The 17,132-nt window shown below is 70.8% G+C and carries 16 protein-coding genes; 9 read left to right on the top strand and 7 right to left on the bottom strand.

The window, feature by feature from the left end; genetic code table 11:
• Positions 1–47 precede the first annotated feature (47 nt).
• Together BM158_RS19430 and BM158_RS19425 are read right to left on the bottom strand one after the other, a co-directional pair.
• Positions 48–875: an alpha/beta fold hydrolase gene (locus BM158_RS19430; protein WP_091563567.1), complete on the bottom strand. Its 828-nt coding sequence runs from the start codon at positions 873–875 to the stop codon at positions 48–50.
• A complete protein-coding gene (locus tag BM158_RS19425; protein WP_091563565.1) occupies positions 872–2,437 on the bottom strand; it encodes a bifunctional 3-(3-hydroxy-phenyl)propionate/3-hydroxycinnamic acid hydroxylase in 1,566 nt (521 codons plus the stop codon). The genes BM158_RS19430 and BM158_RS19425 overlap by 4 nt, the downstream gene beginning before the upstream one ends.
• Before the next feature lie 139 nt (positions 2,438–2,576).
• Here BM158_RS19425 and BM158_RS19420 point away from each other — a divergent pair, with 139 nt between their 5' ends.
• Positions 2,577–3,578, top strand: a complete 1,002-nt coding sequence (locus BM158_RS19420; RefSeq protein ID WP_229827364.1) for a LysR family transcriptional regulator — start codon at positions 2,577–2,579, stop codon at positions 3,576–3,578.
• On the opposite strand, the gene BM158_RS19415 is transcribed toward BM158_RS19420, so the two are convergent.
• From BM158_RS19415 to BM158_RS19400, 4 genes are read right to left on the bottom strand one after another with little or no spacing between them, the layout of a single operon-like run.
• Entirely contained in the window at positions 3,544–4,479 is a 936-nt protein-coding gene (locus BM158_RS19415; RefSeq protein ID WP_165629035.1) for an alpha/beta hydrolase fold domain-containing protein, read from the bottom strand. The two genes, BM158_RS19420 and BM158_RS19415, sit on opposite strands and share 35 nt — an antisense overlap.
• Before the next feature lie 50 nt (positions 4,480–4,529).
• Positions 4,530–5,894, bottom strand: a complete 1,365-nt coding sequence (locus BM158_RS19410) for a dihydrolipoamide acetyltransferase family protein (protein WP_091563738.1) — start codon at positions 5,892–5,894, stop codon at positions 4,530–4,532.
• Positions 5,891–6,907 (bottom strand): alpha-ketoacid dehydrogenase subunit beta, encoded by a 1,017-nt coding sequence (locus BM158_RS19405; protein WP_091563562.1) that lies wholly within the window; start codon positions 6,905–6,907, stop codon positions 5,891–5,893. Before BM158_RS19405 ends, BM158_RS19410 begins: the two co-directional genes overlap by 4 nt.
• Complete coding sequence (locus tag BM158_RS19400) at positions 6,904–7,974, bottom strand: thiamine pyrophosphate-dependent enzyme (protein ID WP_207506810.1); 1,071 nt, start codon at positions 7,972–7,974, stop codon at positions 6,904–6,906. Before BM158_RS19400 ends, BM158_RS19405 begins: the two co-directional genes overlap by 4 nt.
• A gap of 155 nt (positions 7,975–8,129) precedes the next feature.
• On the opposite strand from BM158_RS19400, the gene BM158_RS19395 reads away from it, so the two are divergent.
• On the top strand, positions 8,130–8,603 hold the full coding sequence (locus BM158_RS19395) for an Lrp/AsnC family transcriptional regulator (protein ID WP_091563557.1): 474 nt from the start codon (positions 8,130–8,132) through the stop codon (positions 8,601–8,603).
• Between the two features lie 74 nt (positions 8,604–8,677).
• Here BM158_RS19395 and BM158_RS19390 read toward each other — a convergent pair whose 3' ends face one another.
• Positions 8,678–9,742 (bottom strand): LacI family DNA-binding transcriptional regulator, encoded by a 1,065-nt coding sequence (locus BM158_RS19390; RefSeq protein WP_091563554.1) that lies wholly within the window; start codon positions 9,740–9,742, stop codon positions 8,678–8,680.
• Positions 9,743–10,045: 303 nt separating this feature from the next.
• On the opposite strand from BM158_RS19390, the gene BM158_RS19385 reads away from it, so the two are divergent.
• From BM158_RS19385 to BM158_RS19360, 7 genes are all read left to right on the top strand, one after another.
• Entirely contained in the window at positions 10,046–11,344 is a 1,299-nt protein-coding gene (locus BM158_RS19385) for an ABC transporter substrate-binding protein (RefSeq protein ID WP_091563552.1), read from the top strand.
• Positions 11,345–11,362: 18 nt separating this feature from the next.
• Positions 11,363–12,292, top strand: a complete 930-nt coding sequence (locus BM158_RS19380; protein WP_091563549.1) for a carbohydrate ABC transporter permease — start codon at positions 11,363–11,365, stop codon at positions 12,290–12,292.
• Entirely contained in the window at positions 12,289–13,104 is an 816-nt protein-coding gene (locus tag BM158_RS19375) for a carbohydrate ABC transporter permease (protein ID WP_091563546.1), read from the top strand. Before BM158_RS19380 ends, BM158_RS19375 begins: the two co-directional genes overlap by 4 nt.
• An 84-nt stretch (positions 13,105–13,188) precedes the next feature.
• Positions 13,189–15,519, top strand: a complete 2,331-nt coding sequence (locus tag BM158_RS19370; protein ID WP_091563735.1) for a beta-glucosidase — start codon at positions 13,189–13,191, stop codon at positions 15,517–15,519.
• 95 nt (positions 15,520–15,614) lie between these two features.
• Positions 15,615–16,214, top strand: coding sequence for an ABC transporter ATP-binding protein (locus BM158_RS22985; RefSeq protein WP_457920180.1), 600 nt, complete (start codon positions 15,615–15,617; stop codon positions 16,212–16,214).
• Entirely contained in the window at positions 16,211–16,705 is a 495-nt protein-coding gene (locus BM158_RS22980; RefSeq protein WP_479723824.1) for a TOBE domain-containing protein, read from the top strand. The genes BM158_RS22985 and BM158_RS22980 overlap by 4 nt, the downstream gene beginning before the upstream one ends.
• 56 nt (positions 16,706–16,761) lie before the next feature.
• Positions 16,762–17,103, top strand: a complete 342-nt coding sequence (locus BM158_RS19360) for a LacI family DNA-binding transcriptional regulator (protein WP_207506804.1) — start codon at positions 16,762–16,764, stop codon at positions 17,101–17,103.
• The last annotated feature ends 29 nt before the right edge of the window (positions 17,104–17,132 follow it).

The following is a 17,132-nucleotide window of genomic DNA, read 5'->3' as shown; positions in this document are numbered from 1 at the left end:
GTCCCCGCTGTCCGTGTCTCCGGTGCGGTGGCGGAAGCCGACGATCCTCACTGCTGCCCTACCGAAGCGATGAAGTTCTCGACGAGGTCGACGAACACGTCGGGGACGGTGTTCTGCAGGTCGTGCGCGCCGGTGGGCACCAGCTGGAAGTCGGCCTGGGGCAACTCCTCCTGGAAACGCTGCTGCTGGCTGGGGGCGATGATCTCGTCGTCCTCGCCCAGCAGGGCGAGCACGGGGGTACCCCGTTCCCGGATGGCAGCGATGGCCTCGGAGGCCTGCAAGTCCGGCTCGATCCAGCCGAACATCCGGAGCCGGACGCTCATCTGCCCGGTCACGTACTCCGGGGTCGCCCACGGCTTGCGGGGATCGGTGACCGGGGCCGGGTAGGACGCCTCGGGTCCGGCGTCCGAGCCGGGCTCGGGCGGGGGAGGCATCCGGAGATCCTCGGGTCGGCTGGGGGCCATGCCGCCTTCCAGGACGATCCCGCGGACCCGGTGCGGGAGCGCCGCTGCGACGTAGAGGGCGTTGCTGCCGCCCATCGAGGTGCCGACCAGGAAGAAGGGCCCGTCGGTCAGGCGCTCGACGGCTTCGGTGAGGATCGGCCCCAGCTGCGACTGGTGCATCTTCTCGCTGACGTCGTCTCGGGCGCCCCATCCCGGCGGGTTGAGCTCGATGACCCGGTAGTGGCCGGCCAGCTGGTCCTTGGCAATCGACATCTCCAGACCGGCCGACCCCGGCAGGGATACGAGGACCGCTGCAGGATCCTCGGGCCCGGCAGTGGCGTAGTCCAGCGTGTAACCACCGGCCTGCACGGTGCCGTAGGTGAACCCTCCGCCGGGGAGGCGACCCGGTGAGGGGGCGGGGCTCTCGGTCATGCCGGCACCGGCTGGGCGGTGAGGGGCAGCTGTGCAAGCAGCGCATCGACCAGAGCGGAGGTTGCCTGTGGGCCGGTGGCGGTACCGAAGAGGTAGAAGTCCGGGCGGCTGATGTAGCTGGTGGCGCCGTGCTCGGCCAGGAAGGTGGCGTAGGTGTCCTCCAGGTCGCCCACTCCGCCGTCGCCGAGGATCAGGACCTTCGCTCCGATCGAGTCCAGTGCGCTGCGCTGGGCATCGGTGAGGGCGTCGTCCAGGGGGTCGGCGCTGATCACCTGGAACCCGAAGCCGACCAGGTCGTCCAGCAGGCCCTCCCGCTCGCCGATGCGGACCTTGCCCTGCGGGCTGAGCTCTCCGGCGGGTCCGACCGGCTCGCCGTCGGGGCCGCGGTGGATGATCCCGGCGGTGAGGATGGGCATGGGTGGCAGGTGGGCCTCGCCCGAGCGCAGGAAGGCGTCGCGGCCGGCGGCCTTGGCGGAGTCCTCCTCGGTGAGCAGCCCCCACTGCGCCAAGGACCCGTGGACCAGGGGGACCACGTGTGCCAGCCGCTCGGGCTCGTAGGTGTCCAGCAGCTCGTCGGTGGCGCAGCCCCGGAGCACCAGGTCGAGCTTCCAGGCCAGGTTGGCGCCGTCGCGCATGGCCGAGCAGGAGCCCTGGGCCATGAACGGGGTCATGGCGTGGGCGGCGTCGCCACCAATGAAGACCCGGCCACTGCGGAAGGACTTGGCGTACTGGGAGCGGAAGCGGTAGAGGACCCGCCGGCTGATCCGGACCGCCTCGCGGGGGATGCCGATGTTGGCCTCCAGCCACGCGTAGCCGTGCTCCTCGTCCATGAGCTCGGCAGGCTCGGTGCCGGGCATGATCCGGACGTCGGTGCGGCAGCGGCCGGCCCCGTTCGGCCCCCAGAAGTAGGGCCCGGTCGGGATCATGTGGATCTCGGTCTCGGGCTCCTTGATCGCCGGGTCGAGGATGTCGAAGTCGGTGAGGAACCACTGGTCGTCGTGCTGGCGGAGGATCTCCAGCGGGATCCCCAGCGCCTGGCGGACGAAGCTCGATGCGCCGTCCATGCCGACGACGTAGGTCGCGGTCACCTGCTCGAGGGGGGCCTGCTCGTCGGTGGTGGTCAGCGTCCGCGCCGTCACCCGGACCGAGTCCCCGAGGTCCTCGACCTCGGTGACCTCGGTCCCCCAGCGGACGTCGACGGAGGGGAGGGAGGCAACCCGCTCCTGCATGGCGCTCTCGATGTTGGGCTGGTGGAGGCTCAGGTGCGAGGCGTGACCGCACAGCTCACCGGTCCAGTCGAAGCGGATGGCCAGCTCGCCGTCGGCCCCGTACAGGTTGCCGAAGTGCTGGGGGACGGAGCCCTCCAGTGCCTTGACGCCGTCGCCGGTGTGCTGCAGCAACCTGGCGATCTCGCCGTCCAGGGTGCTCATCCGGGGCAGCCCGTAGGGCGCGGGGAACTTCTCGAACACCACCACGCGGTGCCCGGCCTGCCCCAGCAGGGAGGCCAGCACCTCGCCCCCGGGTCCGTATCCAACGATGGCGACGTCCACGTCGACGGTCATGAGAGCTCCATCAGGGTGCAGGCGGGTCGGCCCGGTCGGCCGACGCTCGCTGTATGACGCGTACCACTGTCGTGAACGCCGTCACATCACGGAAGTGCGAGTTCGTTATCGAAGTCATCGGCCTCACCTATGGTGGGGTGTGGACTACGCGGGCCTGCGCAACCTGGATCTCAACTTGGTCGTCACCCTCGACGCGCTGCTCAGCGAGCGCGGCGTCACCCGGGCAGCAACGCGACTGGGGGTGACCCAGCCCTCGGTGTCAGGAGCGCTGGCCAAGCTGCGACGACACTTCGGGGACGAACTGCTGATCCGCGACGGCAACAGGTCGGTGCTGACCCCGCTCGCCGAGCAACTGGCTCCCCGGACCGCCGCGGCACTGTCCGGCTTCCAACGCGTGTTCGATGCCACGCCCGACTTCGACGCGTCCTCCTCCGCCCGCGAGTTCACCATCATGGTGTCCGACTACGCCGCGATGGTGCTGGGTGGTGCTGTGACCACGGTGGTGGCGCAGCAAGCCCCACACGTACGGATCCGCCTGCTGGAGATCAGCGTGCAGGCGATGACCAACGCGATGGAGACCCTGCGCACCGTCGACGGAGTCGTGCTGCCGCACGGATTCCTCAGCGACGTCCCGGCCGTCCAGCTCTTCGAGGACGACTGGGTGTGCATCTTGTCCCAGGACAACACCGAGGTGGGCGAGAACCTCACGATGGACCAGCTCGCGGTGCTGCCGTGGGTGATCGGGTACGACGGGCCGATCGCCTTCACCCCGGCGGTCCGTCAGCTGCGGATGCACGGAGTCGAGCCCGTGGTCAACGTCATCGCCGAGACCTTCTTGGCCATCCCCTTCCTGGTGGCCGGCACAGACCAGGTGGCGCTGGTGCAGCGCCGGCTGGCCGACCGCCTGGGCACGGCAGCAGGAGTTCGTCAGCTGCCCTGCCCCTGGGACGCCGTGCCGCTGGCCGAGGCATTCTGGTTCCACCCGGCATTCCGTGGTGACCCGGCCCATGCGTGGCTGCGGAGAGCCTTGACCAGCGCCGGCGAAGCGGTCTCCGCAGAGGAACAGCCGGCGCGGAGAGGGACCGGCCGCGCCGCCAGTGCCCGTCTCAGCGCAGGTGGTGCAGCAGGTGGTCCTGCATGAACGTGGCGGCCTCCCTCAGCGCTGCCAGCGGACGGTCGCCCTTGGGCCGGACGGGGAAGTCGTGGTCGACGCCGTCCAGGCACGTGTAGGTCAGCTCGGCGCCGGCGGCCCGCGCTCTCTCCGCGAAATGCTCGATCTGCGGGCGGAGCGAGTCCAGCTCCGCGCTGAGCACCAGCAGCGGCGGCAGCGCCGCCAACATTTCCCCGTCGGCCAGGACCGGTGACGCCAGCGCCTCCGGTCGGCGAGCAGCTTCGGCGAAGTAGGTCACCTGGATGCTCCGCACCAGGCCGGGGCTGACGAATGGTGCCGGCGACTCGCTGCCCACCGGGGAGGTGTAGTCGTGGGCCGGGATGGTCTGGTCGACACTCGGGACCACGAGCACGCCCGCCCGCAGCGCAGGGTCCCCGTTCTGATGTGCCAGCTGCAGCACACCGAGCGCCAGGTTCCCGCCGGCACTGCCCCCACCGATGGACACCCGCCCGCTGTCCCATCCCATGCGGTCACCCGAGCTCTGCACCCATCGCAGGACGTCGTAGCACTCCTCGTGGGCTTGCGGGTACCGCGCCTGGGGCGCCGTGGAGTAGTCGATGTTGATCACCACCGCGCCGACCTCGCCGGCGATGGCCCGGACCAGGTGGTCGTCCTGACGCGGTGCCCCGATGAGGAACGCCCCGCCGTGGATGTTGATGTGCACCGGCGGGGCAGTGCCCTCGCCGTTGAGCGGTGCGCCCGCCGCCGGATGCGTGATGAAGCACCGGATCGCACCGTGCCGCGTCGGGACGCTCACGGTCTGCGCAGCAGGCACCTCCCGGCTGGTCAGCTCCACCGACGGTGCCGCGATGAGCCGGGTGACGACCGTGGCGAGGAACCGGGCCTGCAGGTGGGCAACGATGTCGGGCAAGGGGTACCTCTCCGAGAACGGGCGTGGTGGTTCCGGCGCGGGCGGCCGGCTCACAGATGGGTCAGGGCCGAAGCCGGCGATTCCAGCGAGTCGGCCACGACCCGCATGAACCCGGCCGCTGTGCCACCGTCGCAGACCCTGTGGTCGAAGACGAAGGACATCTGCATGATCTTGCGGACGACGATCTCGCCCTCGACCACCCACGGGCGGTCGATGATCCGACCGAAGCCCAGGATGGCCGCCTCGGGGTAGTTGATGATGGCCGCGCTGCCGTCGACCCGGAATCCGCCGTAGTTGTTGACGGTGAACGTCCCGGCAGCCAGTTCCTCGCTGGTCGCCTGGCCGGCCCGGGTCCGCTTGGTGAGGTCACCGATGGCGGAGTCAAGCTCGGTCATCGTCATCCGACCCGCATCCAGCACGGCGGGGACGACCAGGCCGCGGGGGCTCTGCACAGCGATCCCCAGGTCGATGCGCTCGAGCTGCACGATCTCGCTGGTGTCGGTGTCGACCCGGCTGTTGAGGACGGGGTGGGCGCGCAGTCCGGCGACGGCGAACCGACCGAAGAAGGCCATCAGCGAGGGCGCGGGACCGCCCGCCGCCTTCAGTCGTTCCCGCAGCATCCAGGTGTCGGTGACGTCGACGTCGACCCACACCGTTGCTTCGGGGATCTCGGCGCGGCTGCGGGTGAGAACTGCCGAGACGGCCTTGCGGAACCCGTTCAACGGGATCCGCAGCTCACCGGCTGTTGTCGTGCGCTCGGGCTCCGCCGGTGCCGGTGCCGCCCCACCCGCTGCGTCCACGTCCGGGTTGACCATGGATGGAGCGGCCGGGGCGGTCGAGCGTTCGGCGGCCGCCAGGACCGCCGAACGCGTGATGACCGTCCCGCCGGTCTGCCGGGCGAGCTGACCCAGGTCGACCCCGGTGTCACGCGCCAGCCGGCGCACCAGGGGTGACACGACGAGCGGGACCCGGCCGACCGGTGCCGGTGCGGGTGCGCCGACCGTGGGTGTGCTCGACTGTCCGGTCCCGCGGCGCCTGCGGCGGTGTCCGCTGGCAGTCGCCGTGGTGCCGTAGCCGATCAGGACGTTCCCGGACCCCGCCTGCTCCTCCTCGCGGTAGGTCTGAGCGGCGACGGCCTCGACCGAGGAGTCGAGAGGGTTCGCTGCGGCGGCTGCGACCGGGGAGACGCTGATCAACGGGCTGCCCACATCGACGGTCTGACCCTCTTCCCCGTGCAGGCGGGAGACGCGCCCGGCGTAGGGGGTGGGGACGTCGACCAGCGACTTGGCGGTCTCGACCTCGACAACCACCTGGTCGACGGTGACCACGTCACCCTCGGCGACCAGCCAGCGGACGACTTCTGCGTCGGTGAGGCCTTCCCCGAGGTCGGGCAGCAGGAAGGTCTGCTCGCTCACGAGGTCTCCCACTGGAGGGCGTCGACGGCATCGAGGACCCGGTCCACGCCGGGCAGTTGGAAGTGCTCCAGTTTGGGCGGCGGGAAAGGGATGTCGAATCCGGTGACCCGGGCGATCGGCGCCGCCAGGGAGTGGAAGCAGCGCTCCGTGACCCGGGCGGCGATCTCGGAGGCGACGCTGGCGAAGCCCGGAGCCTCGGCGATGACCACGGCACGCCCGGTGGAGCGCACCGCTGCGGCGACGGTCTCGTCGTCGAAGGGAACGATGGACCGCACGTCGACCACCTGCAGGCTGCGTCCCTCCTGGGCAGCGATCGCAGCTGCTTCCAGGGCGACCGGGACGGACGGTCCGTAGGCGATGAGAGTGGCATCGGTGCCGGCCCGCCGGACGACGGCCCGCCCTATCCCGGGGACCTCGGCGGACAGGTCCACCTCCTCCTTCGCCCAGTACAGCTTCTTCGGTTCCAGGAAGACCACCGGGTCCGGCGAGGCGATCGCGGCCCGCAGCAGCCCGTAGGCGTCTGCGGCATCGGCCGGCGTGAGGACCTGCAGCCCGGGGGTGTGGGCGTAGTAGGCCTCCGAGGAGTCGCAGTGGTGCTCGACGCCCCCGATGCCACCCGCGTAGGGCACCCGGATGACCATGGGCAGGGTGACCGCACCCCGCGTCCGGTTGCGCATCTTCGCGACGTGGCTGACGACCTGCTCGAACGCCGGGTAGCCGAACGCATCGAACTGCATCTCCACCACCGGGCGCATGCCGTTCATCGCCATCCCGATCGCCATCCCCACGATGCCGGACTCGGCCAACGGGGTGTCGAAGCAGCGGGTGTCGCCGAACTCGGCCGTCAGACCGTCGGTGATCCGGAAGACCCCGCCCAACGCGCCGACGTCCTCACCGAACACCACCACGGAGGGGTCGGCGGACATCTCGTCCCGGAGCGCGTGGTTGAGCGCCTGGGCCATCGTCAGCTTCTGGTGCCCGGTCGGTGCGGGCTGGGTGGTCGTGGTGCTCATCGGAGTGCTCCTTCACGGGACTGCTCGTCGGCGACCACCGCGGACTGCTCGATCAGCTGTGGTGTCGGGACGGCGAAGACGTGGGTGAACAGGTCGGCCGGATCTGGTGTGACGTCCCGGAAGAGCTCTTCCCGCATGCCCGCCGCCAGCTCCTCGGCGGCCGCGTCGGCGACCTGCTGGCCGGCGTCGTCGAGCAGGCCCCGCCCACGCAGGTAGGTGCTCAGCCGGGCGAGCGGGTCCCGGTGCTCCCAGGCGGCGACGTCGGCGTCCGCGCGGTAGCGCCGGGCGTCGTCGGCGTTGGTGTGGGCCTGCATCCGGTAGGTGTGGGCCTCGATCAGCTGGGGGCCGGCACCCTCCCGAGCCCGGGTCACCGCGTCCCCCAGGACGGTGAGCAGGGCGGCCGCGTCGTTGCCGTCGACCCGTTCGCCCCGGATGCCGTACCCGATGCCCTTGTGGGCCAGCGACGGGGCCACGGACTGCCGCGCCAGCGGGACGGAGATCGCGTACTCGTTGTTCTGCACAAAGAAGACGACCGGGGCGCGGAACACGGCGGCGAAGTTCAGGGCCTCGTGGAAGTCGCCCTCGCTGGTCGCGCCGTCACCGCACATGGCCAGCACGACCGTCGGCTCCACGCGCAGGCGGGCGGCGTGAGCGACACCGACGGCGTGCAGCAGCTGCGTCGCCAGCGGGGTGGCCTGCGGGGCGACGTTGTGGGTGTAGGGGTCGTAGCCGGAGTGCCAGTCACCCTTGAGCAGGACCAGCACCTCGCCGGCGGGGACACCGCGGGCCACGACGGCCGCGGTGTCCCGGTAGGTCGGGAAGAGCCAGTCCGCGGCGTCCAGTACCTGGGCGGCCGCCACCTGGCAGGCCTCCTGCCCGTGCGACGACGGGTACACCGCCAGCCTGCCCTGCCGGACCAAGGCGTAAGCCTGGTCGTTCAGCCGCCGGGCGGCCACCAGCGCGGTGTAGGCGCGCACCAGGTCCGCGTCGGAGGGCATGGCCCGCGCGGAGGTGGCCACCCGTTCGCCATCGGGGCCGATCAGCTGCACCGGGACTGCGGTCGGCATCAGGAGATCAGCGTCGACGGGCATGCGGGAATGGTCGAGGGACAGCCACCCGTCGTCCAGTAGTCGCTGATCTTCGAGAAGACGTACGCTCACATCCCCACCTGGCGAGCCGTTCGTCCAATCAAGGAAGCAACCGCAGGCGAGGAGATGGACGAGTGGCACAGCACCTCGACGGCATCGATCAAGCGATCTTGACCACCCTCACCGGGGACGGGCGCATCTCGATGCGCTCCCTGGCCGAGCAGCTGCACATCTCTCGGGCCAACGCCTACGCCCGCGTCGAGCGACTCCAGGCCACGGGGGTCATCCGGGGCTTCCGCGCCGACGTCGACCCGGTGCTCGCCGGGCAGACCACCTCAGCGTTCGTAACCATGAACGTGCGTCAGTCGCAGTGGCGGGACATCCGAGAACGACTCCGCGCCCTGCCGGGTATAGCCCACATCGGCCTGGTGGGCGGGGAGTTCGACGTGGTGCTGCTCGTCCGCGCCCGGGACAACGCCGATCTGAAGCGCGTCGTGCTCGACGAGATCCAGAGCATGCCTGGGGTGCTCACCACCCGAACCCACTTGATCTTCGAGGAACCCGACGTGCGAGACCCCAGCGGCCGCACCGCCCCCGTCGGCGACTGACCGGGCACATTCGCCACCCGCGTCGCTCCGGCAGAGTGCAACGGCAGGCTGTCACCAGGCGGGACGGCACCGTCTCAGGAACGCTCGCGGTGTCCGGGATGGTCGACGGAGCCCGCAGCCGGGGCTGGAGCCGTGGAGGCCCGCACGGTCAGGGTGGTCGCCAACTCGTAGTGGTCCACACCCGGGGCGGTTCCCTCCAGGGTCTCCTGGAGGACCCTGATGGCGACCTGGCCCAGCTCTTCGAAGGGCTGGCGGATCGCGGTCAGCGGGGGACTGGCCGTCGCGGCGTTCGAGGTGTCGTCGAACGACACCACCGACAGCTCGTCGGGCACCGCGATGTGCAGGCGGCGGGCAGCCTCCAGGACCCCGAGAGCTTGGGCGTCGCTGGTCGCGAAGACGGCGGTCGGCGGCTCCGGGCCGGACAGCAGCGAGCAGGCGGCCTCGATGGCCTCCTCGTAGTCGAAGTCGGTGGGCCGGACCAGTCCTGAGTCGAAGGCGATACCGGCTTCGTGCAGCCCGGCGCGGTAGCCCTGGAGGCGGGCGCCGCCGGCGGGGGAGTGCGGTCGACCGGCCACGATCCCGATCCGTCGGTGCCCCAGGTCGAGGAGGTGCTGGACCGCGTCGCGCCCACCCCGCCAGTTGGTGACGCCGATGTTGGGCACACCGGGCATGGGCTCGCTGAGCGGGTCGACCAGCACGACCGGCACGTGGGTGTCGAGGACCCGACGTTGGTCGCGCTCGGTCATCCGGGAGATCACCAGCACCATGCCTGCGACGTCCGGCCGGTCGCAGCCGTCGATCCACTCCGTCACCGATCGGTGCATCGTCGTGCCCACCACCACCTCGAACCCCTGGGCTGCCGCGGCATCCACCAGGCCTCGTGCCAACTCCAGCGGATAGGGGCTGTCCAGGTCCCGGAACACCACCAAGATGCGCTGAGCGGTGACGATCGGCTGGTCCGACGACCACCCGGCCTCCGACAGCATCTCCAGGATGCGCGCCCGGGTCTCGGCGCCGACGTCCCGGCGGCCGTGCACCACCTTGGACACCGTCCCCACGGACACGCCGGCCTGGCGGGCAACGGCGGTGAGGAGCCCGTGTCGTCGCCCCCCGCCGCTCCGGCCGTTGGCGGGCGCCACCAGCGTCACCGTCGCCAGCCCTGGGAGATATAGGTCACCCGGACACTGTGTGTCTCGCAAGTCGCTACGTCAAGGTTCGCAAGTATCGAGAGCCAGATGGGCGTGTGGGCGCAATGTTTGCGTAACTTTGCAGCCCGATGTGGTTGCCGTCACGGCGTGCGTGGGCTCAACTTCACCTCGCTCGCAACGACGGGGGCCCGTTCGGATCAGGTCCGAAACTTTCGTCGGCGATCGGCGGATGGGTCGTCGGTCGAGCGTCGGGGTTGTCGGACGGACCGCCACCCCTCGGAAAGAGGTGCACAGATGAACAGGAGCCGGTGGACGCGAACCCTCTTCGCATCCGGCGCAGCCCTCGCAGTCGCCGTCTCGGCGACCGGCTGCGGTGGTGGTTCGACCGAGGCCAGCTCGCCGACCGGCGACGCGAGCTTCTGGACCCTGCAGGACCCGACCAACACCGTGCAGCAGGCCGGGATCGATGCGTTCAACGAGACCGGGGACGGCACCGTCACCCTCGACGCCGTCCCCTCTGACGGCTACCTCGACAAGCTGCGCGTCTCCATGGGTTCCGGTCAGGCACCGGACATGTTCTTCAGCTGGGGCGGTGGCCCGATGCGCGAGTACGCCGAGGCCGACCGCATCGTCGACATCGCCAGCCTGCCCGGCGCCGAGAACCTGGCCGACCAGTTCCTGCCCTCGGTCCTCCAGGCCGGGTCGAGCGACGACGGAACCGTGTTTGGCATCCCGTGCCGCGGTACCCAGCCGGTGTTCCTCTTCTACAACAAGCAGGTGTTCGCGGACGCCGGCGTCGAGCCGCCGACGACGATGAGCGACCTGCAGGACCTCGTCGGCACGTTCCAGGACCGCGGCATCACCCCGATCGCCCTCGCCGGGGAGAGCTCCAGCTCGTGGACGGAGCTCATGTGGCTGTCCTACCTCACCGACCGCATCGGCGGCCCTGAGGTCTTCCAGCGCATCGAGAGCGGCGAGGAGGACGCCTGGCGTGACCCGGCTGTCCTCCAGGCCGCGGAGACGATCCAGGACCTGGTCGACTCGGGGGCCTTCGGCACGAACTTCGGCTCGGTCGGCTACGGCGCCGGCGGCTCGTCCACGCTCGTGTCGAGCGGGCAGGCAGCCATGCAGCTGATGGGGTCGTGGGAGTACGCGGTGCAGCAGGAGGCCTCCGCGGACTTCGCGGCCAACGGCCTGGGCTACGTGCCGTTCCCGGCTGTCGAGGGCGGTGCGGGCGACCCGGACAACATCGTCGGCAACCCCACCAACTACGTGTCCGTCACCTCGGGGGCACCCTCCCAGACTGCGGCGGACTACCTCGAGACGCTGACCAGCGACGAGTACGTCCAGGGCCTCGTCGACCTCGGTGAGGTGCCCGTCACGGCCAACGCGGAGGAGGCCCTCGCCTCCGCGCCGAACCCGGACTACGCCCGGTTCCAGTTCGACCTCGTCGCCAATGCGCCGACCTTCACCCAGTCCTGGGACCAGGCGCTCGGCTTCGAGATCGCCACGCCCATGCTGGCCGCTCTGCAGGAGCTGTTCAACGGGCAGCAGACCCCGGAGCAGTTCGTCGACACCGTCGCGGCCATCTAGGAACGAGGCCTTGACGTCGTGACCTCGCTCACCGCTGCCCGCGCGGGCCGGCGGAGTGCCGAGCGCCGGGCCGACCCCTCGCAGGGTCGGCCCGGCGTGCTCTGGGCCCTCCCCGGACTACTCTTCTTCGGCATCTTCGCCATCGTCCCCATGGTGGGGGTGCTCTACCTGTCCTTCACCGACTGGGACGGCCTCAACGTGCCGTCGCTGATCGGCCTCGACAACTGGACGGAGTTCTTCAGCGACTCCACCGTGCTGTCCTCGACGGTGGTCACGTTCGTCCTGCTGATCGGCAACCTGGTCGCACAGACGATCGCTGCAGTCCTGCTCGGCGCCTGGTCGGCAGGGCCGCAGCGCAACCGGGCGATCCTCTCCAGCATCTTCTTCATCCCCCTGGTGCTGTCCATCGCAGCCGCTGCCGTCATGTGGCGCCAGCTGCTGGACCCGAACTTCGGGGTTCCCTCCAAGCTGGAGTGGCTGTTCGGAGACGGGAACCTGCTGGGGACCCAGACCGGGGCGATCGCCTGCCTGATCGCCGTGGGCAGCTGGCAGTACATCCCCTTCCACGCCCTGCTCTACCAGGGCGCGGCCCGCGCGATCCCGCGCTCGCTCTACGAGGCCGCCGAGATCGACGGCGCCGGGCGGTACCGCCAGTTCCGCGCCATCACCCTTCCCCAGCTGCGCAACACGATGGTCACGTCGATGACCTTCATGATCGTCGGTGGCCTGACGGCCTTCGAGATCGTGCTCGTCCTCACCAACGGCGGACCAGGGAGCGATACGACGATCTTGCCCTTCCTCATGTACCGCGAGGCCTTCCAGAGCTACAACATGGGCTACGCGAGCACCATCGCCGTGCTGTTGCTGGTGCTGTCGACCGCGGTGTCCCTGGTCCTCGTCCGACTCACCGGGTACGACCGGATGAAGAGCACCCTGGAGGGGGTGTGAGGAGGCCCAACTACCTGGCAGGGCTGGGGTCGCTGATCTGGCTGGCGGTGATCGCCGTCCCCCTGTACGCGGTGATCGCGACCGCCTTCCGGCCCTCGTCGCAGTACGTCGACGACGGACCGCTCGCCCTGCCCAGCCAGTTCACGCTGGACAACTTCGCCACCGTCCTCGCGGGCAACTTCCCCCGGTACGTCGGGAACACGCTGTTCGTCGCTGCGGCGACGGTGGTGGTCGTGCTCGTCCTGGCGGTCCCCGTGGCGTACTCGGTGGTGCGGGGCGGCGGGCGCAGCTCGTCGAGGATCTTCCGGCTGTTCCTGCTCGGGCTGGCCATCCCGGCCCAGGCGGTCATCATCCCGGTCTTCCTGATCATCAACCGGTTGGGTCTGTACGACACCTACTGGGCGGTGATCCTGCCGACCGCCGCTTTCGCCCTGCCGGTGAGCGTCCTGGTCCTGGCGGGGGGCATGCGTGACATCAACGCCGAGCTGTTCGAGGCCATCGAACTGGACGGTGCCAGCCCGGGCCGCGCCCTGTGGCACCTGGTGATCCCGCTGTCCCGCAGCTCCATCGCCACCGTCGCAGTCTTCACCGCGCTGAACGCGTGGAACGGGTTCCTCTTCCCGCTGATCCTCACCCAGTCGGCCGAGACCCGGATGGTCACGCTCGGCATCTACGACTACATCGGCCAGTACCAGGTGAACCCGCCGCAGGTCTTCGCGGCGATCCTGCTGTCCGCGGTGCCGATCCTCGCCATCTACCTCTTCGCGCGCAGATCCCTCGTGGCCGGCCTGGCCGGCGCGGGCGGCAAGTAGCGCCCCGCCTCACCCCCACGTCCGCCCCTCGCCGAGCGGGCCCGTGTGCACCCCTCCACCTCGAGAACGGACCTCCACGTGACGATGCAGCAGGACCACCGACTCACCGGCAGCTGGCACGACACCGACCGCCCGGCGCACGAGCGGGCGGCCGCGCTGCTGGCCGAGATGACCCTGGAGGAGAAGCTCGGCCAGATCGGCAGTTCCTGGCCCGGGGAGGAGGACGCGGGCGGCGATGTCGCCCCGATGCAGGAGACCTTCCGGGGTGCTCGTCCCTTCGACGAGGAGATCGTCGACGGTCTCGGACACATCACCCGTGCCTTCGGGACCGCGCCCGTCGAGCCCGGCACCGGCAAGGAACGGCTGACCGACCTGCAGCGGCAGGTGGTTGCCGCCAACCGGTTCGGCATCCCGGCGATCGCGCACGAGGAGTGCCTGACCGGACTCACCGCTTGGAAAGCCACGGTGTACCCGACGTCGCTGGCCTGGGGAGCGAGCTGGGACCCCGACCTGGTGCAGGAGATGGGGCGGGCGATCGGCGAGGACATGGCGTCCCTGGGTGTCCACCAGGGACTGGCCCCCGTCCTGGACGTGGTGCGCGACTACCGGTGGGGTCGGGTCGAGGAGACCATGGGGGAGGACCCGTACCTGGTCTCGGAGGTCGGTCTGGGGTACGTCACCGGCCTGCAGTCCGGCGGCGTGCTCGCCACCCTGAAGCACTTCGCCGGCTACTCCGCCTCCCGCGGCGGGCGCAACCACGCGCCCGTCGGTATGGGTCCGCGGGAGTTCGCCGACGTGGTCCTGCCCCCGTTCGAGAAGGCCGTCGTCGTCGGCCGTGTCGCCTCGGTGATGAACTCCTACGCGGACGTCGACGGCGTGGCCCCGGCCGCGGACCACGCGCTGCTGACCGAGCTGCTCCGGGACCGCTGGGGGTTCACCGGCACCGTGGTGTCCGACTACTGGGCGGTCGCGTTCCTGGCCACCACCCATCGGGTGGCTGAGGACCTGTCGGCGGCGGGTGCCATGTCCCTGGCTGCCGGTATGGACGTCGAGCTCCCGCACACGCTGGCCTTCGGCGAGCGGCTGGCCCAGCAGGTGCGGGCCGGACTCGTCCCCGAGGAGGACGTCGACCGGGCGGCGCTCCGGGTGCTGACCCAGAAGGCTCACCTCGGCCTGCTCGACCCCGACTGGAACCCGGGCGGGCCGGAGTCCCCGGTCGACCTCGACTCCTCCCGCAACCGGACCCTCGCCCGACGGTTGGCACGCCGGTCGATCACCCTGCTGTCCGACGACGGCACCTCGCTGCCGCTCGAGGGGCGCCGGATCGCCGTCGTCGGCCCGGGCGCGGACGACGCCCAATGCCTGTTCGGGTGCTACAGCTTCCCGAACCACGTCGTGCCCAAGCATCCCGGCGTCGCCCTGGGCGTCGAGGCGCCCACGGTCGTCGAGGCGCTCCGCGCGGCGCTGCCGGACTCGACGATCAGCCACCTGCGCGGCTGCGACATCACCGGTGGTGACACATCCGGGATAGCGGCTGCTGCCGCCCTGGCCGCGGACTCCGACGTCACGGTCCTCGTGGTCGGGGACCGGGCCGGCATGTTCGGGCACGGCACGTCCGGAGAAGGCTGCGACGTCGTCACCCTGGACCTCCCCGGCGTGCAGGAGCAGCTGGCCGAAGCCGTCCTCGAGGCGGCGGCGGAGGCCGGTCGTCGCGTCGTCCTCGTGGTGCTGTCCGGTCGGCCCTACGCCGTCGGCCGCCACGCAGCGCGCGCTGCGGCGACGCTGCAGGTCTTCTTCCCCGGGGTCGAGGGCGCCACCGCGCTCGCCGAGGTGCTCACCGGTGTAGCGGAACCTGCCGGGCGGCTGCCTGTCCAGATCCCCGGGGACAACGCGCCGCACCCCAGCACTTACCTGGCGCCGCCGCTGGCGCTCAAGAGCGACGGGGTCAGCAACATCGACCCCACACCGGCGTTCCCCTTCGGGCACGGTCTCTCCTGGACCACCTTCGAGTTCGGCGCCGCCCGGGTGGATGCCGCCGCCGTGCCCGTGTCCGGCACCGTGACGGTGCAGGTCGAGATCACCAACACCGGTGGGCGTGCCGGCTCCGCCGTCCCGCAGCTCTACCTCAGCGACCCCGTGGCCAGCACCACGCGGCCGGTCCGCCGACTCATCGGCTTCACCCGCGTGGAGCTGCAGGCCGGCCAGCGGTCCACCGTCTCCTTCGAGGTGCCGGCCGACCTCGCTGCCTTCACCGGCGCCGACCTGCGCCGACGGGTCGAGCCGGGCCGCATCGAGCTCACCGTGGCGCAGTCGGCCGCTGACCCCGGCGTCGCCGTCGCCGTCGAGCTCACCGGGGCCGTCCGCATCGTCGACCACACCCGAGCGCTCTCCACACGCGCCACCACCACCCCCTGACGCCCGGCGGGAGACCTCGGGGGACACCCGAGCTCATCCCGCCGACCCCGACCCGCACCCGCAGCCGGCACCCTGCCCGGCACAGGAGGAACCCCATGGCCAGCGTCACCTACGACTCCGCGACCCGCGTCTACCAGAACGGGGAGCGACCGGCCGTCGACACCCTGCAGCTGTCCGTCGAGGACGGCGAGTTCCTCGTCCTGGTCGGTCCGTCCGGCTGCGGGAAGTCGACGTCGCTCCGCATGCTCGCCGGGCTCGAGCAGGTCGACGGCGGTCGTGTGCTCATCGGTGACCGCGATGTCACCCGGCTGCCCGCCAAGGACTGGGACATCGCCATGGTCTTCCAGAACTACGCCCTCTACCCGCACATGAGCGTCGCCGAGAACAAGGGCTTCGCGCTGCGCATCGCCGGCAGGCCCAAGGCCGAGGTGCGCCAGCGGGTCGAGGAGGCAGCGGCCATCCTGGACCTCGCGGCGTACCTGGACCGCAAGCCGAAGGCCCTCTCGGGCGGCCAGCGCCAGCGGGTGGCCATGGGCGGGCCATCGTCCGCCACCCCCAGGTGTTCTGCATGGACGAACCGCTCTCCAACCTCGACGCCAAGCTCAGGGTCTCCACCCGTACCCAGATCGCCGACCTGCAGCGGCGGCTGGGCGTCACCACGGTCTACGTCACCCACGACCAGGTCGAGGCCATGACGATGGGCGACCGGGTGGCGGTCCTCAAGGACGGCCGGCTGCAGCAGGTGGGCACCCCCCGTGAGCTCTACGACCGCCCGGTCAACGCCTTCGTCGCCGGGTTCATCGGCTCACCGGCGATGAACCTGTGCACCGCGGAGCTCCGCGGGGACCGCGTCGCGCTCGGGGAGCTGACGGTGCCCGTCGGCCATGCCGACGTCGCCGGCAACGACTCCCGTGGAGAGATCACCGTCGGGATCCGGCCGGAGGCGCTGACGGTGACCACTGCGCAGACAGGCCTGCGGATGACGGTCCGGTTGGTCGAGGAGCTGGGGGCAGACGCGTTCCTGTACGGCACGGCGACCATCGCCGGGAAGGACCAGGCCCTCGTGGTCCGGACCGACGGGCGACGGGTGCCGGACAAGGGCGACGCGGTCGGCCTGGACGTCGACCCCACCCAGCTGCACCTGTTCGCTGCCCGGTCCGGTGAGCGCCTGACCGGGCCACGGTGACCGCCGCCGAACCCGTCTCCTCGAGCGCAGGTCACGTCCGCGCCACGGTGGACGACGTGGCCCGCCTCGCGGGGGTGTCCCGCCAGACCGTCTCGCGGGTGTGCAACGCCAGTGGGCCGGTCGCCGCCGCCACCCGGGTGCGGGTGCTGGAAGCCGTGGCCGCGCTGGCCTACGAACCGGACACGGCCGCACAGGAGCTGGGCGCCCGCAGCAGCGCCCGCCAGCGGTCGGGCACCGCTCGCCCACGGGAACAGGGTGTCCACGACGTAGATCGCACCCTTGCCGACGCCTGCGCCGGCGCCCCTCTGCTGGTCATCCCGACCACCTGCACACCCGAGCAGCGCAGTCACCTCGAGGCGATGGCCGCCCGGATGGGGATCCCCAGCGTCCTGGTCTGACCACACCGGCGACGGGCTGCAGCTGACCC

It is taken from the genome of Klenkia taihuensis, assembly GCF_900112525.1.
GTDB classification, from domain to species: domain Bacteria; phylum Actinomycetota; class Actinomycetes; order Mycobacteriales; family Geodermatophilaceae; genus Klenkia; species Klenkia taihuensis.
This window is presented reverse-complemented; position numbering and strand designations above follow the sequence as displayed.

Excerpts from the sequence above, each read along its gene's own strand:
- BM158_RS19370 (WP_091563735.1), top strand. The coding sequence starts at position 13,189 with ATGCAGCAGGACCACCGACTCACCGGCAGCTGGCACGACACCGACCGC.
- BM158_RS19385 (WP_091563552.1), top strand. The coding sequence starts at position 10,046 with ATGAACAGGAGCCGGTGGACGCGAACCCTCTTCGCATCCGGCGCAGCC.
- BM158_RS22985 (WP_457920180.1), top strand. The coding sequence starts at position 15,615 with ATGGCCAGCGTCACCTACGACTCCGCGACCCGCGTCTACCAGAACGGG.
- BM158_RS19430 (WP_091563567.1), bottom strand. The coding sequence starts at position 875 with ATGACCGAGAGCCCCGCCCCCTCACCGGGTCGCCTCCCCGGCGGAGGG.
- BM158_RS22980 (WP_479723824.1), top strand. The coding sequence starts at position 16,211 with ATGACGATGGGCGACCGGGTGGCGGTCCTCAAGGACGGCCGGCTGCAG.
- BM158_RS19425 (WP_091563565.1), bottom strand. The coding sequence starts at position 2,437 with ATGACCGTCGACGTGGACGTCGCCATCGTTGGATACGGACCCGGGGGC.
- BM158_RS19400 (WP_207506810.1), bottom strand. The coding sequence starts at position 7,974 with ATGCCGACCGCAGTCCCGGTGCAGCTGATCGGCCCCGATGGCGAACGG.
- BM158_RS19405 (WP_091563562.1), bottom strand. The coding sequence starts at position 6,907 with ATGAGCACCACGACCACCCAGCCCGCACCGACCGGGCACCAGAAGCTG.